Annotated in this window: 16 protein-coding genes; 10 read left to right on the plus strand and 6 right to left on the minus strand. The window is 72.4% G+C overall.

The features are described 5' to 3' along the window. Positions 1 to 43: 43 nt before the first annotated feature. From sepF to AB0O01_RS14545, 3 genes are all read left to right on the plus strand, one after another. Complete coding sequence (gene sepF / locus AB0O01_RS14535; protein ID WP_365313313.1) at positions 44 to 694, plus strand: cell division protein SepF; 651 nt, start codon at positions 44 to 46, stop codon at positions 692 to 694. Between the two features lie 62 nt (positions 695 to 756). Then, positions 757 to 1,041, plus strand: a complete 285-nt coding sequence (locus tag AB0O01_RS14540; RefSeq protein ID WP_365313314.1) for a YggT family protein — start codon at positions 757 to 759, stop codon at positions 1,039 to 1,041. 53 nt (positions 1,042 to 1,094) lie between these two features. Further along, on the plus strand, positions 1,095 to 2,348 hold the full coding sequence (locus AB0O01_RS14545) for a DivIVA domain-containing protein (protein ID WP_365313316.1): 1,254 nt from the start codon (positions 1,095 to 1,097) through the stop codon (positions 2,346 to 2,348). A 252-nt stretch (positions 2,349 to 2,600) separates the two neighbouring features. Here AB0O01_RS14545 and ileS read toward each other — a convergent pair whose 3' ends face one another. Continuing rightward, entirely contained in the window at positions 2,601 to 5,747 is a 3,147-nt protein-coding gene (gene ileS, locus AB0O01_RS14550; RefSeq protein ID WP_365313318.1) for an isoleucine--tRNA ligase, read from the minus strand. An 817-nt stretch (positions 5,748 to 6,564) separates the two neighbouring features. On the opposite strand from ileS, the gene AB0O01_RS14555 reads away from it, so the two are divergent. From AB0O01_RS14555 to AB0O01_RS14580, 6 genes are all read left to right on the plus strand, one after another. Continuing rightward, positions 6,565 to 8,214, plus strand: a complete 1,650-nt coding sequence (locus AB0O01_RS14555) for a TraR/DksA C4-type zinc finger protein (protein WP_365313319.1) — start codon at positions 6,565 to 6,567, stop codon at positions 8,212 to 8,214. Positions 8,215 to 8,312: 98 nt separating this feature from the next. Then, the gene (lspA, locus tag AB0O01_RS14560) at positions 8,313 to 8,948 is read left to right on the plus strand and encodes a signal peptidase II (protein ID WP_365313320.1); all 636 of its coding nucleotides are present in this window, start codon (positions 8,313 to 8,315) and stop codon (positions 8,946 to 8,948) included. Positions 8,949 to 9,038: 90 nt separating this feature from the next. After that, on the plus strand, positions 9,039 to 9,983 hold the full coding sequence (locus AB0O01_RS14565) for an RluA family pseudouridine synthase (RefSeq protein WP_365313322.1): 945 nt from the start codon (positions 9,039 to 9,041) through the stop codon (positions 9,981 to 9,983). Further along, positions 9,980 to 10,462: a GNAT family N-acetyltransferase gene (locus AB0O01_RS14570; protein WP_365313324.1), complete on the plus strand. Its 483-nt coding sequence runs from the start codon at positions 9,980 to 9,982 to the stop codon at positions 10,460 to 10,462. The genes AB0O01_RS14565 and AB0O01_RS14570 overlap by 4 nt, the downstream gene beginning before the upstream one ends. Before the next feature lie 72 nt (positions 10,463 to 10,534). Beyond that, entirely contained in the window at positions 10,535 to 12,124 is a 1,590-nt protein-coding gene (locus tag AB0O01_RS14575) for a Na+/H+ antiporter (protein ID WP_365313326.1), read from the plus strand. Positions 12,125 to 12,603: 479 nt separating this feature from the next. Next, complete coding sequence (locus AB0O01_RS14580; RefSeq protein ID WP_365313328.1) at positions 12,604 to 13,362, plus strand: SDR family oxidoreductase; 759 nt, start codon at positions 12,604 to 12,606, stop codon at positions 13,360 to 13,362. Between the two features lie 26 nt (positions 13,363 to 13,388). Here the strand turns inward: AB0O01_RS14580 and AB0O01_RS14585 are convergent, their stop codons facing one another. Beyond that, positions 13,389 to 14,516 (minus strand): mechanosensitive ion channel domain-containing protein, encoded by a 1,128-nt coding sequence (locus AB0O01_RS14585; protein ID WP_365313330.1) that lies wholly within the window; start codon positions 14,514 to 14,516, stop codon positions 13,389 to 13,391. Positions 14,517 to 14,605: 89 nt separating this feature from the next. Here AB0O01_RS14585 and AB0O01_RS14590 point away from each other — a divergent pair, with 89 nt between their 5' ends. Continuing rightward, positions 14,606 to 15,196: a dienelactone hydrolase family protein gene (locus AB0O01_RS14590; RefSeq protein ID WP_365313332.1), complete on the plus strand. Its 591-nt coding sequence runs from the start codon at positions 14,606 to 14,608 to the stop codon at positions 15,194 to 15,196. 129 nt (positions 15,197 to 15,325) lie between these two features. Here AB0O01_RS14590 and AB0O01_RS14595 read toward each other — a convergent pair whose 3' ends face one another. The 4 genes from AB0O01_RS14595 to AB0O01_RS14610 all read right to left on the minus strand — a co-directional run bounded on the left by AB0O01_RS14595 (position 15,326) and on the right by AB0O01_RS14610 (position 20,297). Then, positions 15,326 to 17,002: an alkaline phosphatase D family protein gene (locus AB0O01_RS14595; protein ID WP_365313334.1), complete on the minus strand. Its 1,677-nt coding sequence runs from the start codon at positions 17,000 to 17,002 to the stop codon at positions 15,326 to 15,328. Between the two features lie 115 nt (positions 17,003 to 17,117). Then, positions 17,118 to 17,957, minus strand: coding sequence for a thioredoxin domain-containing protein (locus AB0O01_RS14600; protein ID WP_365313335.1), 840 nt, complete (start codon positions 17,955 to 17,957; stop codon positions 17,118 to 17,120). Between the two features lie 193 nt (positions 17,958 to 18,150). Then, a complete protein-coding gene (locus AB0O01_RS14605) occupies positions 18,151 to 18,852 on the minus strand; it encodes a hypothetical protein (RefSeq protein ID WP_365313337.1) in 702 nt (233 codons plus the stop codon). Positions 18,853 to 18,959: 107 nt separating this feature from the next. Further along, on the minus strand, positions 18,960 to 20,297 hold the full coding sequence (locus AB0O01_RS14610) for a DUF2252 domain-containing protein (protein WP_365313339.1): 1,338 nt from the start codon (positions 20,295 to 20,297) through the stop codon (positions 18,960 to 18,962). Positions 20,298 to 20,384: the final 87 nt, after the last annotated feature.

A 20,384-nucleotide genomic window follows, 5' to 3' on the forward strand; every position in this document is an offset into this window, starting at 1 on the left:
GGCAGTCGTCAGCCGATCCACCACAGAGCGGAGGACTCAGAGCATGGCCGGCGCGATGCGCAAGATGGCGGTCTACCTCGGCCTCGTGGAGGACGATGGGTACGACGGCCGGGGCTTCGACCCCGATGACGACTTCGAGCCCGAACTCGACCCGGAGCCGGAGCGGGACCACCGACGGCATGAACCATCCCATCAGCCTCATCAGTCACATGCGGTGCATCAGTCCCAAAGGGATGAAGAGGTGCGAATCGTCCAACCGCCCGCGCCTCGCGAGCCGGTGGCGCGCTCCTCTTCGCTCGCCGCTGAATCCGGACGTCCGGCGCGTATCGCGCCCGTGGCGTCCATCACACAAGAACGCCAGTCCCTGGAGAAGAACGCGCCGGTGATCATGCCCAAGGTCGTGTCCGAACGAGAGCCGTACCGGATCACCACACTCCACCCGCGGACCTACAACGAGGCCCGTACCATCGGGGAACACTTCCGTGAGGGCACTCCGGTGATCATGAATCTCACGGAGATGGATGACACGGACGCCAAGCGACTTGTCGACTTTGCGGCCGGATTGGTGTTTGGTCTTCACGGCAGTATCGAGCGGGTGACGCAGAAGGTGTTCCTGTTGTCGCCTGCTAACGTCGATGTCACGGCGGAGGACAAGGCCCGTATCGCAGAGGGCGGGTTCTTCAACCAGAGCTGAGACGTACGAACCGGAACAGCGGTACAACAGAGCAACGGACTGGGGAGAGGGAAGCACCGAACATGGGCGTGGTCCTGGATGTCATCTACATCGCGCTGATGGTGTTTCTCATCGTGCTGATCTTCCGGCTGGTCATGGACTACGTGTTCCAGTTCGCCCGCTCATGGCAACCCGGCAAGGCGATGGTGGTCCTTCTGGAGGCCACCTACACTGTCACCGATCCACCGCTCAAGCTTCTGCGGCGGTTCCTTCCGCCGCTGCGTCTCGGGGGCGTGGCGCTCGACCTGTCCTTCTTCGTACTGATGATCATCGTCTACATCCTGATCTGGATCGTGAGCCGGCTGTGAGCGATGTGAACTACCGTCTTGCCGACTGCCGACGACTACGTTGAGGTGAAGAGATGCCGTTGACCCCCGAGGATGTGCGGAACAAGCAGTTCACGACCGTCCGCCTCCGAGAAGGCTATGACGAGGACGAGGTCGATGCCTTCCTCGACGAGGTCGAAGCCGAACTGACCCGGCTGCTCCGTGAGAACGAGGATCTGCGCGCTAAACTGGCCGCGGCCACCCGAGCCGCCGCGCAGAACCAGCAGAACATGCGCAAGCCCCCGGAGCCCCAGGACCAGCAGGGCGGCATGCCCCAGCAGGGAATGCCTCCGCAGGGCGGGATGCCGCAGCAGGGGATGCCCCAGCAGGGCGGGATGCCGCAGCAGGGGATGCCTCCGCAGGGCGGGATGCCGCAGCAGGGGATGCGAGGTCCCGGCGCTCCGGTGCCCGCCGGCATATCGGGCCCGCCGCAGCAGCAGATGGGTGGCCCCATGGGTGGCCCGCCCCAGTTGCCGAGCGGTGCCCCGCAACTGCCCGCCGGTCCCGGTGGACAGGGCCCGCAGGGTCCCGGCCCGATGGGACAGGGCCCCATGGGTCAGGCCCCGATGGGTCAGGCTCCGATGGGGCAGGCCCCGATGCAGGGCCAGATGGGCGGCCCCATGGGTGGTCCGATGGGCGGTCCCATGGGCGGCCCCGGGATGCCCGGTCAGGGCCCCGGCGGCGACAGCGCCGCCCGTGTCCTCTCGCTGGCCCAGCAGACCGCCGACCAGGCGATCGCCGAGGCCCGCTCCGAGGCCAACAAGATCGTCGGAGAGGCCCGTTCGCGCGCCGAGGGCCTGGAGCGGGACGCCCGTGCCAAGGCCGACGCCCTGGAGCGGGACGCGCAGGAGAAGCACCGGGTCGCGATGGGCTCCCTGGAGTCCGCCCGCGCCACCCTGGAGCGCAAGGTCGAGGATCTGCGCGGCTTCGAGCGCGAGTACCGTACGCGGCTGAAGTCCTACCTGGAGTCGCAGCTCCGTCAGCTCGAAACGCAGGCGGACGACTCCCTGGCCCCGCCGCGCACCCCGGCGACCGCCTCGCTGCCGCCGTCCCCGGCGCCCTCCATGGCCCCGGCCGGCGCGAGCGCCCCGTCCTACGGCGGCAACCCGTCGATGGGCGGCCCGATGGGCGGCGCACCGAGCCCGGCCGCTCCGTCCTACGGCGGCCAGCAGCAGATGTCCCCGGCGATGACCCAGCCGATGGCTCCGGTCCGGCCGCAGGCCCCGTCCCCGATGGGGCAGGCCCCGTCGCCGATGCGCGGGTTCCTGATCGACGAGGACGACAACTGAGGCGGGCGTAGTACGGCGTAGCCGTCGGCAGCGTTCAGCAGAAGGGGCGGGCCCCGGATTCCGATCCGGGGCCCGCCCCTTTTACGCGTGTTGCTGAACAACGCTCAGCTTTTGTTGCCGGACGGCGGTACGGGACCCGCCGGTCCGGTGCGGTGGGCAGGTCCCGGCGGGCGGTCGTCCGCGCGCGGGTGGGTGCGAGCAGCCCGCGCCACTCGCACCCACCCGACGGAACCCGACCAACGGGACTATGTGCTAGCGGGCCTTCCGCAGTCGGAAGCTCAGGGACAGGCCCTCGTCGGTGAACGCCGGACCGAAGGTGTCGTCGGCCTCGCCCTGGGCGAAGTCGGTGGACAGCACCTCGTCCGCGATCAGCCCGGAGTGCGCGCCGAGGGCGGCGATGGTGGCCGGGTCGGTCGCCACCCAGCGCAGGGCGATCCGGTCGGCCACGTCCAGCCCGCTGTTCTTCCGGGCCTCCTGGATCAGCCGGATCGCGTCCCGGGCGAGCCCGGCCTGCCGCAGCTCCGCCGTGATCTCCAGGTCGAGCGCGACCGTGGCACCCGCGTCGGACGCCACCGACCAGCCCTCACGGGGCGTCTCCGTGATGATCACCTCGTCCGGGGCGAGGGCGACGGTCTCGCCGTCGACCTCCACCGACGCCGTGCCCTCCCGCAGGGCCAGCGACAGCGCCGCCGCGTCCGCCTCGGCGACGGCCTTCGCGACCTCCTGCACCCGCTTGCCGAACCGCTTGCCCAGCGCCCGGAAGTTGGCCTTGGCCGTGGTGTCGACCAGGCTGCCGCCCACCTCGGACAGCGACGCCAGCGACTCGACGTTCAGCTCCTCGGTGATCTGGGCGTGCAGCTCGCGGTCCAGGGCGTCGAAGCCGGTCGCCGCGACCAGCGCCCGCCGCAGCGGCTGGCGGGTCTTGACGCCGGACTCCGCGCGCGTGGCCCGGCCCAGCTCCACCAGGCGGCGGACCAGCACCATCTGCCGGGACAGCTCCGGGTCGATCGCGGTCAGCTCCGGCTCCGGCCAGGACGCCAGGTGCACCGACTCCGGGGCACCGGGGGTGACCGGCACGATCAGGTCCTGCCAGACCCGCTCGGTGATGAACGGGGTCAGCGGGGCCATCAGCTTCGTGACCGTCTCCACCACCTCGTGCAGGGTGCGCAGCGCCGCCTTGTCGCCCTGCCAGAACCGGCGCCGGGAGCGGCGCACGTACCAGTTCGACAGATCGTCGACGAACGCGGAGAGCAGCTTGCCGGCGCGCTGGGTGTCGTACGCCTCCAGGGACTGGGTGACCTGGTCGGTGAGGGCGTGCAGTTCGGAGAGGAGCCAGCGGTCGATCAGGGGGCGGTCGGCCGGGGCCGGGTCGGCGGCGGACGGGGCCCAGCCCGAGGTCCGCGCGTACAGGGCCTGGAAGGCGACCGTGTTCCAGTAGGTCAGCAGGGTCTTGCGGACCACTTCCTGGATCGTGCCGTGGCCGACCCGGCGGGCCGCCCAGGGGGAGCCGCCGGCCGCCATGAACCAGCGCACCGCGTCCGCGCCGTGCTGGTCCATCAGCGGGATGGGCTCCAGGATGTTGCCCAGGTGCTTGGACATCTTGCGGCCGTCCTCGGCGAGGATGTGGCCGAGACAGACCACGTTCTCGTACGACGACCTGTCGAAGACCAGGGTGCCGACCGCCATCAGTGTGTAGAACCAGCCGCGGGTCTGGTCGATGGCCTCGGAGATGAACTGCGCCGGATAGCGGCTCTCGAACAGCTCCTTGTTCTTGTACGGGTAGCCCCACTGCGCGAACGGCATCGAGCCCGAGTCGTACCAGGCGTCGATCACCTCGGGCACCCGGGTGGCGGTCTTCTCGCACCGGGGGCACGGGAAGGTGATCTCGTCGATGAAGGGGCGGTGCGGGTCCAGGGACGACTGGTCGGTGCCGGTCAGCTCGGACAGCTCCGCGCGGGAGCCGACGCAGGTGGTGTGCCCCTCCTCGCAGCGCCAGATGGGCAGCGGGGTGCCCCAGTAGCGGTTGCGGGAGAGCGCCCAGTCGATGTTGTTGTTGAGCCAGTCGCCGTAGCGGCCGTTCTTGACCGTGTCCGGGAACCAGTTCGTCCGCTCGTTCTCCTCCAGCAGGCGGTCCTTGACGGCCGTCGTGCGGATGTACCAGGAGGGCTGCGCGTAGTAGAGCAGCGCGGTGTGGCAGCGCCAGCAGTGCGGGTAGCTGTGCTCGTAGGGGACGTGGCGGAAGAGCAGGCCGCGGGTGCCGAGGTCCTCGGTGAGGCGTTCGTCGGCCTTCTTGAAGAAGACGCCGCCGACCAGGGGGACGTCCTCGTCGAAGGTGCCGTCCGGGCGGACCGGGTTCACCACCGGCAGGCCGTAGGAGCGGCAGACCTTGAGGTCGTCCTCACCGAAGGCGGGCGACTGGTGGACCAGACCGGTGCCGTCCTCGGTGGTCACATAGTCCGCGTTCACCACGAAGTGGGCCTCGGTGCCCGCCGGGAACTCGATCAGCTCGAAGGGGCGCCGGTACGACCAGCGCTCCATCTCGGCGCCGGTGAAGCGCTGCCCGGTCGGCTCCCAGCCCTCGCCGAGCGCCTTCTCGACCAGCGGCTCGGCGACGACCAGCTTCTCCTCGCCGTTGGTCGCGACCACATAGGTGACTTCGGGGTGGGCGGCCACGGCGGTGTTGGAGACCAGGGTCCACGGGGTGGTCGTCCAGATCAGCAGGGCCGCCTCACCGGCCAGCGGGCCGGAGGTCAGCGGGAAGCGGACGAACACCGACGGGTCGACGACCGTCTCGTAGCCCTGGGCCAGCTCGTGGTCCGACAGGCCCGTGCCGCAGCGGGGGCACCAGGGGGCGACGCGGTGGTCCTGGACCAGCAGGCCCTTGCCGAAGATCTCCTTCAGCGACCACCACACGGAGTCGATGTACTCCGGCTCCATGGTCACGTACGCCTCGTCCAGGTCGACCCAGTAGCCCATGCGGGTCGTGAGGTCGGCGAAGGCGTCCGTGTGGCGCAGCACGGAGGCGCGGCAGCGGGCGTTGAACTCGGCGATCCCGTACGCCTCGATGTCCTTCTTGCCGGAGAAGCCCAGCTCCTTCTCGACGGCCAGCTCCACCGGGAGGCCGTGGCAGTCCCAGCCGGCCTTGCGGGCCACGTGGTAGCCGCGCATGGTGCGGAAGCGGGGGAAGACGTCCTTGAAGACCCGGGCCTCGATGTGATGGGCGCCGGGCATGCCGTTGGCGGTGGGCGGGCCCTCGTAGAACACCCATTCGGGGCGGCCCTCGGACCGCTCCAGGCTCTTGGCGAAGATCTTCTGCTCGCGCCAGAAGTCGAGCACGGCGTGCTCCAGGGCGGGCAGGTCGACCTGGGCGGGTACCTGGCGGTACGTCGGCGCTGTCATCTGCGGGGATCCTCCAACGGACTTTCTGCCTTCCGTCGGAGGGACGAGAGCCGGACCGGTCCTGGTGTCGGACCCGCCGTCGCGCCGGCTGCGGCGCGCTCCCGCGGTACCACCCTCCTTGGCCCTCCGGGTCGGTGTCCGCGCGCTGCGCGGCACGTGCTCCGGGGAGCCCCCTCATTGGGGTCGCGATCCGGGTCTACTCGCCGCGGGGGCCTCTCCGCTACGGGGTGTACGGACCTGTGCGGGCTCGTACGGGCCTGTAGGGGCTTCTGCGGGCCTGTACGGGCCTGCTGTGAGGCTCTTCGCGGCTTTCTTCCGGCGGCTCCGGGGTGATCTTCGCGTCGCGCTCGCCCCCGGGCTTCCACCGTCCCCGGGTCGCTCTGGGCTGCGTCCGCCGCTACTCGTCCCCATCCACGCCTTTCGCTCCGGTCAGTGTACGGCGCCGGGCGGACAGTGGGCGACCGGGTTTGGCGGGGGTGGGGGAGGGGTGGGGGAGGGGGGCGGGTGGGGGTGCGGTGGGGTGCGTCGGGGTGGGATGGGGCGGTCTGGGCGGGGGTGGGCTGGGTCGGGGTGGGCTGGGTCGGTCTTGATGGGGGAGATATGCCCCGAATGGCCTGGTGTGGTGGCTTGTGTCGGATGATGCCCCGGGAGCGGATTCACGCGGCGGGGAGCTGGGCACAACGGATGCATGCCTGCCGCGTGGCGGTGCCGGGGCGGGCGGCCGGGGCGGCGTGCCCCGTTGCCGCGCGACTCAAGTCGATTTATCGTCCCAGCACGATTCGCGAGCAAGATCACCGTATGTGAAGGGGCCGCGGCCATGGTGGCGAAGAAGACCGCCGTACGGGGGCCGGCGACCGGCGGGAACGCCGACGCGGGCGGGGCTGTGGGCGCGGTGGCTTCGGGTGGGGTGGCGGGTGGGGTGGGGGGTGCTGTGGGGGGTGCCACAGGGGGTGGGGCTGAGCGGGCCTCGGTGGCGAAGGGGGCGGCGAAGGGGGCGGTGGGGAAGAAGGCGGTGGCGAGGAAGGGCGCGGGGAAGAGCGCGGGGAAGAAGGCTGTGGCCGGGAGGGCTGTGGCTGAGGAGGCGTCCGTCGGGGTCGAGAAGGCACGTGCCAAGAAGGCACCCGCCAAGAAGGCGGCGGCCAAGGAGGCCCTGGCGGAGAAGGCTCCGGGCGAGAGCCCGCCCCGTAAGCCCTCAGCGGAGAAGGCCCCCGCCGGGAAGGCCCCTGCGGGGAAGGCCCCTGCCAAGAAGGCTCGGATCAGGAAATCCCCCACCAAGGAGACCGCTACCGAAGAACCCCAGGTCAAGCAGCCCCAGACCGCCCAGTCCCCGGTCAAGCAGTCCCAGGCCGCCAAGGCGACCGACGCCGAGAAGCCCTCGGCCGGGAAGCGCCCCGCGAAGAAGGCGACGGAGAAGAAGGCGACGTCCAAGGGGGCGACGGCCAAGGGGGCAGCCAAGACGCCCGCCTCGCGCGCGTCAGCCGTGGAGGGCTCCGGCGCCGCTGCGGCGGCCGGTGCACGGGCCTCCGGCCAGGCAGCGGGGGAAGAGGCCCCTGCCGCAGCGCCCGAAAAGCAGGTCTCCGGCAAAGCGGCCAGGAAGCGGGCCCCTGGCCGGGCAGCCGGGAAGAAGACCTCTGGCGAAGCCGCCGGAAGGCAGGCCCTGGGCAAAGCGCCCGGGGAACAGGCTCCCGGCCAGGCAGCCGGGGAACGGGCCCCCGACGAAGCCGCCGCAAAGCAGGCCCCCGACAGCACCACGCCCGGAAAGCGGCGCCCCGGCCCGGCAGCCGCGAAACAGACCTCCGGTAGAGCCACCGGAGGGCAGGCCCCCGGCCCGGTAGCCGGACAACAGCCCCCTGGCAAAGCCGCCGGACAACAGCCCCCCGGTAAATCCGCCGGGCGGCGCACCCCCGGTAAATCCGCCGGGCGCAGGAGTATCGCGAAGAACGTGGATGCGGCCGTGGCCGCGGAGCAGACGGGAGCCAAGACGGTGGTTGCCAAGAAGACCCCTGGTGCGGCGACGGCGGCGACGGCGGCCACGACCGCCGTGCCCAAGGCGCGGCCCGCCGCCGAGCCCGGTGAGCTGGCGGTGCGGCCGGGGGAGGACCCCTGGACCCCGGAAGAGGTCGCCGAGGCCCGTACCGAGCTGATCACCGAGATGGAGCGGCTGCGGTCCGAGATCTCCTCGACCGAGCGCTCCCTGGTCGGCCTGATGCGGGACTCCGGCGACGGCGCGGGCGACGACCAGGCCGACACCGGCACCAAGAACATCACGCGCGAGCACGAACTGGCGCTCGCCGCCAACGCGCGCGAGATGCTGATCCAGACCGAGCGCGCGCTCCAGCGCCTGGAGGCCGGTACGTACGGCCTGTGCGAGAACTGCGGCAAGCCGATCGGCAAGGCCCGGATGCAGGCGTTCCCGCGGGCCACCCTGTGCGTGGAGTGCAAGCAGAAGCAGGAGCGCCGCTACTGAGCGCCGGAGCAGGCACCCGGCGGCCCTCCTGAGCACCGGGGCCTTATGGGGTGTGTCGTACCCTCGTGCTCAGCAGGCACCTAGGTTGAGGGACTCACGTGGCAGAGGCGGAGCGCATCATCGGTACTCCGGACACCCCGGACGCGGCAGGCCCCGGCGCCGAACCGGTACACACCCCGGTCGGCGACCCGGGCGGTACGGGCGACAAGGGTGAGGCGGAGAGCGGCGGCGCCCCCGCGCGCCCGCGCGGGAAGCGGCGGATCGCCGTGCTGTTCGCCGTCGCCGGGGTCGCGTACGCCTTCGATCTGATCACCAAGCTCATCGTGGTGGCGAAGCTGGAGCACAACCCGGCGATCGACGTCATCGGCGACTGGCTGCGCTTCGACGCCATCCGCAACCCGGGTGCCGCCTTCGGCTTCGGGCAGGCGTTCACGATCATCTTCACGGTGATCGCGGCGTCCGTGATCGTCGTCATCGCGCGGCTCGCCCGCAAGCTCTACAGCCTGCCCTGGGCCATCGCGCTCGGCCTGCTGCTCGGCGGCGCGCTCGGCAATCTCACCGACCGGGTCTTCCGCTCGCCGGGCTTCCTGGAGGGCGCGGTCGTGGACTTCATCGCGCCCAAGCACTTCGCGGTGTTCAACCTCGCCGACTCGGCGATCGTCTGCGGCGGCATCCTGATCGTGCTGCTCTCCTTCCGCGGCCTCGACCCCGACGGCACCGTCCACAAGGACTGACCACAAGGACTGACCACAAGGACCGACCGGCGAGCGTCCCGGATCGGGCACGCGTACGGGGCTGTCGGACCCGTCCGGCATACTCGACGGGTGAGCACCCTTCCCGAGATCCGCACCCTGCCCGTGCCCGACGGCCTGGAGGGCGAGCGCGTCGACGCCGCCATCTCCCGCATGTTCGGCTTCTCCCGCACCAAGGCCGCGGAGCTGGCCGCCGCGGGCAAGGTCGCGGTGGACGGCTCGGTGGTCGGCAAGTCCGAGCGGGTGCACGGCGGGGCCTGGCTGGAGGTCGAGATGCCGCAGGCGCCCGCCCCCGTGCAGATCGTCGCCGAGCCGGTCGAGGGCATGGAGATCGTCCACGACGACGACGATGTCGTGGTGATCGTGAAGCCGGTCGGGGTCGCCGCGCACCCCAGCCCCGGCTGGAACGGCCCCACCGTGATCGGCGGGCTGGCCGCCGCCGGGTACCGGATCTCCACCTCGGGCGCCGCCGAGCGCCAGGGCATCGTGCACCGGCTCGACGTGGGGACGTCGGGGCTGATGGTGGTCGCCAAGTCCGAGCGCGCCTACACCTCGCTCAAGCGCCAGTTCAAGGAGCGCACGGTCGACAAGCGCTACCACACCCTCGTCCAGGGCCACCCCGACCCGACGAGCGGCACCATCGACGCCCCCATCGGCCGCCACCCGCAGCACGACTACAAGTGGGCCGTCACCGCCGACGGCAAGCCCTCCGTCACGCACTACGACCTGATCGAGGCGTTCCGTGCGGCCTCCCTTCTGGATGTGAAGCTGGAGACCGGCCGCACCCACCAGATCCGGGTCCACATGGCCGCCCACCGCCACCCCTGCGTCGGCGACCTCACCTATGGCGCCGATCCCACGCTCGCCAAGCGGCTGCGCCTGACCCGCCAGTGGCTGCACGCCGTGCGCCTCGGGTTCGAGCACCCCGGTGACGGCCAGTGGGCGGAGTTCTCCTGCGACTACCCCGAGGACCTCCGGCAGGCCCTGGACCTGGTCCGCGCGGAGACCTACGGGTGACCGCCCCCGGGTACACGGTCCGGGTCGCCCGGAGCGCGGCCGACCGGGAGCTGTGCTTCGCCCTGCGCAAGGAGGTCTTCGTCGCCGAGCAGGGCGTCCCCGAGGACATCGAGTACGACGCCCACGACCGGGAGGGCGCGCAGGCCGTGCAGGTGCTGGCCGTCCGCGCGGACGACGGCGCGCCGCTGGGCACCGGGCGGCTGCTGTACGGCGCCGCCGCGCTCGGCAGGACCGGGGGCGACCCGGCCGTGGGCGCGCTCGGCCGGCTCGCCGTGCTGAAGGCCGCCCGCGGACTCGGTGTCGGCGCCGGACTGGTCCGGGCCATCGAGGACACCGCCCGCGCGCGGGGCCTCACCGCCGTCGACCTGCACGCCCAGACCCACGCCCTGGGCTTCTACGAGCGGCTCGGATACGAGGCGTACGGTCCGGAGTTCCCCGACGCCGGGATACCCCATCGGGCCATGCGGCGCGCCCTGTAGACCGGAGGACGGCGGGGCCGCCCGTGGCAGTGTGGGCTGTCGTACCCCCGCCGATCACCCGGAGCGCCGACCGTGGATCAACTGGCCCTGCTGTTCGTGCTGCTGGTCGGGGCCGTCCTCAGCGTCCCGGTCGGGGACCGGCTGGGGCTGCCGTCGCCGGTGCTGATGACCCTCCTGGGGATCGTCCTGGCGCTGCTGGACTTCGTACCGAATGTCAGCATTCCGCCGGAGCTGATCCTGCCGCTGCTGCTGCCGCCCCTGCTCTACGCGGCGGTGCGGCGGACCTCCTGGCGGCAGTTCGCGGCGAATCTGCGGCCGATCCTGCTGCTGGCCGTGGCCCTGGTGTTTGTCACCACGCTGTGTGTCGCCCTGGTGGCCAACGCGATCGTGCCCGGCCTCGGGGTCGCGGCGGCGGTGGCGCTGGGCGCGCTGGTCGCCCCGCCCGACCCGGTGGCCGCGACCGCCGTCGCCGGACAGCTCGGACTGCCCCGGCGGCTGGTGTCCATCCTGGAGGGCGAGGGGCTGTTCAACGACGTCACCGCGATCGTCCTCTACCACGTGGCCATCGCCGCCGCCGTCAGCGGCACCTTCTCGCCCTGGCGGGCCGGTCTCGACCTGGTGCTGTCCGCCGTGGTCGCGCTCGCCGTCGGGCTGGCGCTCGGCTGGTGCGCCAACAGGCTGATGGACCTCCTCGGCGACGCCACCCTCCAGATCGGCCTGACCCTGCTGGTGCCGTTCGGCTCCTATGTCGCCGCCGAGGAACTGCACGGCTCCGGTGTCCTCGCCGTCCTGGTCACCGCGCTCTATCTCACGGACTACGCCACCGACGCCGACGATGTGATGACCCGGCTCGCCGGATCCACCTTCTGGGACATCGTCGACACCCTGGTCACCGGCGTCGCCTTCGGGCTGATCGGCCTCGAACTGCACAACGCCCTGCGGACCGCCTCCGGCCGCTGGGGCGAGCTGCTGCTGTGGTCGGGCGCGGTCGTCGGCGTCGTCGTCCTCGTCCGGCTGCTGTGGCTGCTCCCCGCGACCTGGCTGACCCAGCGGCTGCACGCCCGGCGCGATCACGACGACGAGGAGATCCCGACCACCTGGCGGGAGACGGTCGTCATGTGGTGGTCCGGGATGCGCGGGGTGGCCTCGGTCGCGCTGGCCCTCGCCATCCCGCTGACCACCGAGGACGGCTCGCCCTTCCCGGACCGCGACGAGATCGTGTTCATCGCCTTCGGGGTGATCATGGCGACCCTGGTGGTGCAGGGGCTGACCCTGCCCTGGCTGGTGAAACGGCTCGGGGTGCGGGCCGACAGCGAGCGGGAGAAGGAGTTCGAACGCGCCCTGGCCCGCCGCGCCGCGGGCGCCGCCCGGCGTCGCCTCAAGGAGATCGAGGACGTCGAACAACTGCCCGACGAGATGAGCGAGCGGATGCTCCGCCGCGCCTACGAGATCGGGATCCGGATCGACCCGCAACTCGGCGAGGAGGAACGCCGCGAGGGACATGAACAGCGCGCCCAGCGGGTACGGCGGCTGCGCCGGATCGAGCGCGAGATGCTGAGCGCGGCCCGCCACGAGGTCCTGGCCGCCCGCGGCGAGACGGGCTCCGACCCGGGGGTGGTGGACCGGGTGCTGCGGCAGTTGGACGTCCGGAGCCTGCGGTGACGTGGGGCTGTGGGGCTGGCGCGGTGGGGCCCTTGTTGGGTCCCCTGGCGGGGACCTCTGTGGGGCGGACACGGTGAGGCCGTTGTTGGGCCCCCGCGGGCGCCGGGTGCGGTGGGGCCGCTGTTGCCCCCGGCGGGGACCCTGTGGGGCGGGCGCGGTGACGCCGCTGTTGAGCCCCCCCCGGGCGGGGACCCCTGCGGTGCGGGCGCGCTGAGGCCGTTGTTGGGTCCCCGCGGGGGACTCCTGGGGTGCGGGCGCGGTGAGGCCTGTTGAGCCCACCCGGGCGGGGATCCCTGTGGTGCGGGCACGCTGAGGCCGTTGTTGGGCCCCGTGGGGGACCCCTGCGGCGCGGGCGCGGTGACGCCGCTGTTGAGCCCCCCCCGGCGCGGACCCCCGCAGGCCGGGCACGCCGAGACCGGTGCTGAGCCCCCCCCGCGGGGGACCCGCTCCCCGCGCACAGCGCGTCGTACGCTGTCGGCATGGCTCGGAATGTCGTCATCAGTGGTGGTGGTACCGGGATCGGGCTCGCGGCGGCGCGGCTGTTCGCCGCGGACGGGGACCAGGTGCTGCTGCTCGGGCGGCGGGCCGAGGTGCTGGAGCGGGCCGGGGTGCCGGGGGCGCTGACCTTCGCGGCGGATCTCGCCGAGCCGGCCGAGGTGCGCGCGGTCGCGGCGTTCGTGGCGCGGGAGCTGGGCACCGTGGACGTGCTGATCCACAGCGCGGGCGGCAACGGGCTGCTGGAGCCGCCCGCCCCCGGTGACGACCCCCTCGACGCCGTCGCCCACTCCTGGAACATCACCTTCCGGAACAACACGCTGAGCGCCGCCCTGCTCACCGAGGCGCTCAGGGACCGGCTCGCCGACCCGGGCGGCCGGGTGCTGTTCCTCAGCTCGATCGCCGCGTACCGGGGCACCGGCGTCGTGGCCTACGCGGCGGCCAAGGCGGCGCTGCACCCCTACGCCCACCAACTGGCCCGGCAGTTGGGGCCGCGCGGGGTCACGGTGAACGTGGTCGCGCCGGGCTACATCGAGGACACCGACTTCTTCGGCGCCGGGACCGGCGAGGCCGCCGACGCGGACGCGCTGCGGCGGGAGCGGGCCCGCGCGGAGGCCCTGACCGGGCGGATCGGCATGCCCGGCGATGTCGCCGCCACCCTGCACTGGCTCGCCTCCCCGCACGCCGGGCACATCACCTCCCAGATCGTGCAGATCAACGGGGGAGCGGAACGCGGTCACTAGGGCGATCCGCCCCCCCGGGGCCCCGCTCAGCCGCGCTCCGGCGGCCGGTGCGGCTCCACCGCGCGGCGCGGGCCGGGCGTGCCCCCGGACGGGCGCCGCTCACCGTGCGCACCCGGCGCCGGGACGGCCTCCGCGGTGTTGACCCGGGGCAGCGCGTAGGGGTGCTCCCGGACCAGCCAGTCCAGCATCCGCTCGCGCACGGTCACCCGTACCGTCCAGATGTCGTCGGCGTCCTTGGCCGTGACCAGCGCCCGCACCTCCATGGTGTTCGGGGTGGAGTCGGTGACCGAGAGATCGAAGGAACGGCCGTCCCACGCGGGGCACCCGCCCAGGATGTCCCGCAGCCGCTCGCGCATCAGCGCCGTCGGCGCCGAGTGGTCGAGCTGCCAGAAGACCGTGCCGGTCATCTGCGGGGTGCCGCGCGACCAGTTCTCGAACGGCTTGGACGTGAAGTACGACACCGGCATGGTGATCCGCCGCTCGTCCCAGGTCCGTACGGTCAGGAACGTCAGGGTGATCTCCTCCACCACACCCCACTCGCCGTCCACCACCACGGTGTCGCCCATCCTGACCATGTCGCCGAACGCGATCTGGAGCCCGGCGAAGAGATTGCTCAGCGTGGACTGCGCGGCCACCCCGGCGACGATGCCGAGGATCCCGGCCGACGCCAGCAGCGAGGCACCGGCCGCGCGCATCGCCGGGAACGTCAGCAGCATCGCCGCCACCGCCACCACCCCGACGATCGCCGCGACCACCCGCATGATCAGCGTCACCTGGGTGCGCACCCGGCGCACCCGCGCCGGATCGCGCGAGGAGTTGGTGGTCGCGTAGCGGGAGTACGAGGCCCCGACCACCGCCGCCGCGATCCGTACCGCCAGCCAGGCGGCCGACCCGATCAGCAGCAGTGTCAGCAACCGCCCGATGCCCTCGCGGAACCCGGTGAGCAGTTGTGCCTGGTCGTAGGAGCCTCTGAGCAGGGCGGCGCACAGGACGAGCTGGTACGGCACCCGGGCGCGGCGCAGCCCGCCCCACAGGGACGTGCCGCCGTGCCGGTCGTCGGCCTTGCGCAGCAGGAGGTCGGTGGCCCAGCCGATGACCAGGGTCAGCAGCACCGAGCCACCGATCACGATCAGGGGGCGGAGCAGATTTTCCATGTCAGTGAACGTAACCCCGGATCGGGGGTCGTGAACCTGTGAGTCCGCGGCGGGCCGTCGCTGTCAGTGGCGGCTGGCACGATGGGGGCATGGACATCGTGCTCTTTCATTCGACCTACGGACTGCGCCCGGCGGTGCGGGACGCGGCCGAGCGGCTGCGCGCCGCCGGTCATGAGGTCTTCACGCCCGACCTGTTCGAGGGACGGACGTTCGACACGGTCGAGGAGGGCAGCGCGGCCAGGGACGCCCTCGGCAAGGACGAGCTGATCAGACGGGCGGTGCTGGCCGCCGCGCCGCACTCCGGGCGCGGGCTGGTCTACGCCGGGTTCTCGTTCGGCGCGTCCCTCGCCCAGACCCTGGCCCTCGGCGACGAGCACGCGCGCGGGCTGCTGCTTCTGCACGGCACGTCGGACCTCGCGCCGAACGCGTCGGTGGACGACCTGCCGGTGCAACTGCATGTCGCCGAGCCGGACCCGTTCGAGACGGACGACTGGCTGAGCGCCTGGTACCTCCAGATGGGCAGAGCGGGCGCGGAGGTGGAGGTGTACCGCTACGCGGGCGCGGGCCACCTCTACACCGACCCCGATCTGCCGGACTACGACGAGGAGGCCGCCGAGGCCACCTGGCGGGTGGCGCTCGGCTTCCTGGACTCCCTCACGGAGGCCCGCAAGAGCGACTGAGCGGCGCAGCCCCCTGAGGTACCCGGCCGTGCTGGCACAGCCCCGCGAGGTACCCGGCCGTGCGGCACAGCCCCCGAGGTACCCGGCAGCGCAAGCACAGCCCCCCGAGGTCCCCGGCCGTACGGTCCGCTACACCGGGTCGTACGTCCGCTCCACCCTCTGGGTGCCGCTGCGGGTGCGGTAGGAGCGCTGCCAGGTGGCGGTGGCGTCGGGGCGGGTGCGGTCGGAGAGGGTGTAGAAGTCCATCTGCGCCCGCTCGGCGGTGAGGTCGAGGACACCGAAGCCGTGGCGGTCGGTGTCGACCCAGTGGACATGCCGGTTGGCGGCCCGGATCACCGGCGCGGCCAGCGCGGACACCGTGCCCTCGGCGACGTTCACCAGATCGTCGAGGTTGTCCGAGGTGACCGAGGTGACCACGAACTCGGTGGCGGCGGAGGCGGACAGCGGATAGGTCCCGGCGTTCACGGGCACGTCGTTGGCCCAGGCCATATGGATGTCGCCGGTGAGGAAGACGGTGTTGCGGATGGCGTTGCCGCGCAGATGGGCCAGCAGCTCGCGCCGGTCGTCGGTGTAGCCGTCCCACTGGTCGGTGTTGATCGCCAGCCCCTCCCGGGGCAGTCCGAGCAGCTCGGCGAGCGGCTTCAGCAGCTCGGCGGCGAGCGAGCCGATCGCGAACGGGGCGATCATCACGGAGTTGCCGACCAGCCGCCAGGTGGTGTCGGCCGACGCCAGCCGGCCCTTGAGCCAGTCCAACTGGGCGCGGCCGGTCAGCGTGCGGTCCGGGTCGTCGACCTGGCCGTTGCCGACGGCGGCCTGCTGGGAGCGGAAGGACCGCAGATCCAGCAGGGCGAGGTCGGCGAGCCGGCCGAAGCGCAGCGCCCGGTAGGTGGTCCCGGCGACGGCCGGGCGGACCGGCATCCACTCGAAGTACGCCTGCTTGGCGGCGGCCTGCCGGTCCGCCCAGGCGCCCTCGGTGCCCTCGGTGTGGTTCTCGGCGCCGCCCGACCAGGCGTCGTTGGCGATCTCGTGGTCGTCCCAGATGGCGACGCAGGCCGCTGCCGCGTGCAGCGCCTGGAGGTCGGGGTCGGTCTTGTAGCGGCCGTGCCGGGTGCGGTAGTCGGCGAGGCTGAGGATCTCGTGCGCGGGGGCGTGCGGGCGGACGGAGGTGCCGCGGGTGCCGTACTGGCCGGCGCCGTACTCGTAGATGTAGTCCCCCAGGTGCAGCCAGGCGTCGAGGTCGCCGCGCGCGGCGAGATGGCGGTACGCGGAGAAGTGGCCGGCCTCCCAGTTGGCGCAGGAGACCACGCCGAAGCGCAGGCCCGGCACGGCCGCGTCGGCGGCGGGGGCGGTGCGGGTGCGGCCGGCGGGGGAGTCGGTGCCTCCGGCGGAGAAGCGGTACCAGTAGGTGGTGGCGGGCGCCAGACCGCGGATGTCCGCCTTGACGGTGTGGTCGGTGGCCGCCCGCGCGGTGAGCGAGCCGCGGGCGACGACCTCGGTGAACGCCCTGTCCCGGGCGACGGTCCAGGCGACCTCGGTGTCCGGGCCGAGCCCGGAGCCGGGGGCGGCGTCGGCGGTGGGCGTCACCCGGGTCCACAGCAGGACTCCGTCGGGCAGGGGGTCGCCGGAGGCCACGCCGTGCACGAAGACGGGGGCAGCGGCGGCGCGGGCGGGCAGCGCGGCGGCGAGCGGGGCGGCCAGGGCGGCACCGGCAGCGGCGGCCCTGACGACCGTACGGCGGCGCGGGGCAAGGGAGTTGGCGTCCGGCGCGGCGGCGGAGCCTTGGGCGGATCTCTGAGGACTGGTCACGGGCGCTCAGGTTACTGAGCGGTAGAGGCGGTGGTAAGGGCGGCGCACGAAGAAGCGGGCGAACTCCCGGGAATTCGCCCGCCCTTCCGTCCCCCGTGTGCCGGGGTGGGTGGGATCAGCCCTTGAGGGCCGCGTCCACCGCCGTGTTGAAGTCCGCCACGGTCATCGGCTGGCTGCCCTGGTCCGTGGTGAGCTTCTTGCCGTCCATGACGAAGCTCGGGGTGCCGGTGACATCGTCCTTGTTGGTGTCGAAGGACGTGGACATCGCCAGCGCCCAGGCGTCGTACGTGCCGTTGTTGACCGCGTTCTGGAACGTGGCGTTGTCCTTGAGGGCCGGGACGCTGTCGCCGATCTCGATCAGATAGCTGTCGTCGGCGAACTTGTCGTCGGACTCCTGGGGGTGGAACTTCGCCGAGTACAGCGCGGCCTTGTACTCCAGGAACGCCTCCGGGCCGACGTTCAGGGCGGCGCCGAGCGCGCTCATGGCGTTCTTGGAGCCCTCGCCGTTGGAGCCGACCTGGCCGTCGCCGAGCGAGTCGCCGTCCAGGAAGGTGCCGCCCACGAACTGCACCTTGTACTTGCCGTCGGCGACGTCCTTGTCGACGGTCGGGCCGACCGTCTGTTCGAAGGAGGCGCAGACCGGGCAGCGCGGGTCCTCGTAGATCTTGAGGGTCTTGGGCGCGTCGGCCTTGCCGATGACGACCGAGGTGCCGTCGGTGCCGGTGGTGTTGGCGGGGGCGGTGACCGTCTCGTCCTGCACGGCCTCCCAGTGGGAGGGCTTGTTCGCCTGGACGACGGCGTAGCCTATGCCGCCCGCCGCGGCGAGCACACCGACGACGGTGGCGGCCACGGTGATCTGGCGCTTGGCCTTGGCGCGCTTGGCGTCCCGCTCGCGCTCCTGGCGCAGCCGCTCACGCGCGGCGGACTTGGCGGCACTGCTGTTTCGCTTGCTCATGGATGAGATCTCCGGGTGGGGGCGCACGGATCGCGTGCGCGGGTCTTCGGGGAAGGGGTGCGTGGCGGGGTGCCGCCGGTGGTGTCGCCGGGGCCGGGCGCCGGTCGCGGGGGAGGTCCGCCCGCGGCGGCGCGGCTGATCGCACGGTGGCCACGCCCCTCGGGGGCGTGGCGCTGCCGCCGGGATCCGGCCGTCAGGCGAAGGTGACGCCGACCGGTGGGCCGCGGCGGCCGAGGGTGTGGGAGCGGAGCAGGTCCCGGACGGCCGCCGCGCGGTGCGCGGGGCGGGGACGGCGGGGGGCCGCCGGGGCGGGCCGTACGGTGACGGCGGCCACGGCCAGCAGCAGCGGGCGGAACGTCGCCGCCGAGGCGGCGGCCAGCACCTGGGCCAGCGCCCGCTCGCCCCGGTGCAGCCAGAGGGCGGCCAGCAGCCCGATCCCGACATGGACGGCGAGCAGCAGCCAGGCCGCCCGCGGGTCGGCGTCGGCGAAGAGCGCGGCGGCGGGGTCGGAGGCGGCAGCGGTGGTGGTCGCCGTCATCCGGGCCAGCGGGGAGCCGACCGGGCCCCCGCAGAGCACGTCCAGGCCGACCGCGCGCAGCGGACCGGTCACCGGGCCGCCCGCGGCGCCGTAACAGGTCTGCTGACCGGCCGTGAACAGGGTGTCGACGGCCAGTTCCAGCGGGATCAGCACGGCGGCGATCCGGCCGAGGCCCTGCTCGCGGCGGCCCGCCAGCAGATAGGCGACGGCGAAGACCGCGGCGGCGGCAGCGGCCACCGTGCCCAGCGGCAGCGGGACCCCGGACAGCAGCACGTGCGACGCGGTGCCGAGGGTCACGACGAGTGCCGTGAACAGCGCCGCGCGGACGACTCTGGTCGGGGTCCCTGATATGTCCATCGCCGTCCGAGTGTGCCATGGAGTCCGTTAAGGGACTCCTAAAGGGTTGCTGTGGACCCCGAGGGCTGCGGTGGGCACCGGAGCGCGCACCCCGGGTGACCCTTCCCTCACAGTCCCGGTATGCGGCCGTTGCGGAACAGGTCGACGAAGATCTGGTGGTCCGCCCGCGCGCGGGCGCCGTAGCCGTGCGCGAAGTCCACCAGGAGCGGGGCGAAGCCCTCCTCGTCGGCGGCGATGGCCGCGTCGATGGCGCGCTCGGTGGAGAACGGCACCAGGGACTCGCCGGAGGTGTCGTCGGCCGCCGCGTGCATCGTCGCCGTGGCCCGGCCGAGGTCGGCGACGACCGCCGCGATCTCGTCCGGGTCGTCGAGGTCGCCCCAGCCGAGATCCACCGCGTACGGGGAGACCTCCGCGACGAGCTGGCCCGCGCCGTCCAGCTCGGTCCAGCCCAGCCAGGGGTCGGCGTGCGCCTGGAGGGCGCGCTGCGACAGCACCGTGCGGTGCCCCTCGTGCCGGAAGTAGTCCCGGATCGCGGGGTCGGTCAGATGCCGGGAGACGGCCGGGGTCTGGGCCTGCTTGACGTAGATCACCACGTCGTTCTCCAGGGCGTCGCTGTGCCCCTCCAGCAGGATGTTGTACGACGGGAGCCCGGCGGAGCCGATGCCGATGCCGCGGCGCCCCACCACGTCCTTGACCCGGTAGGAGTCGGGGCGGGTCAGCGAGTCCTCCGGGAGCGTCTCCAGATAGCCGTCGAAGGCGGCCAGCACCTTGTACCGGGTGGCCGCGTCCAGCTCGATGGAGCCGCCGCCGGGTGCGAAGCGGCGCTCGAAGTCCCGGATCTCGGTCATCGACTCCAGCAGCGCGAACCGGGTCAGCGAGCGGGCGTCGCGCAGCGCGTCCAGCAGCGGGCCCTGGGCGGTGTCCAGGGTGAAGGGCGGCACCTCGTCGCTCTTGGCGCCGGTCGCCAGGGCGTGTATCCGGTCCCGGTAGGCCAGCGCGTAGATCGTCACCAGCTCGGTGATCTGCTCGTCGCTGAGTGCCTTGGCGTACCCGACCAGCGCCAGGGAGGCGGCGAAGCGCTGGAGGTCCCAGGTGAACGGGCCGACGTACGCTTCGTCGAAGTCGTTGACGTTGAAGACCAGACGGCCGTTCGAATCCATATAGGTGCCGAAGTTCTCCGCGTGCAGGTCGCCGTGGATCCACACGCGCGAGGTGCGCTCGTCCAGGAACGGGCCCCCGGCCGTCCGGCCGCCGGTCGCGGCCTCCAGGTCGTGGTAGTACAGGCAGGCCGTGCCGCGGTAGAAGGCGAACGCGGAGGCCGCCATCTTGCGGAACTTCACCCGGAACGCGGCCGGGTCGGCGGCCAGGAGCCGGCCGAAGGCGGTGTCGAAGACGGCGAGGATCTCCTCGCCGCGCTGCTCGTCGCTGAGCTGGGGGACCGACATCGCGGGGTGCCTCCTGGTGCATCTGGTGGGTGCGTCCGACGAGTGTCCGACGGGTCTATGTGTACGACAGCGTTTCTGTCGTCTCCA

It is taken from the genome of Streptomyces sp. NPDC093252 (assembly GCF_040683675.1).
Taxonomy (GTDB): domain Bacteria; phylum Actinomycetota; class Actinomycetes; order Streptomycetales; family Streptomycetaceae; genus Streptomyces.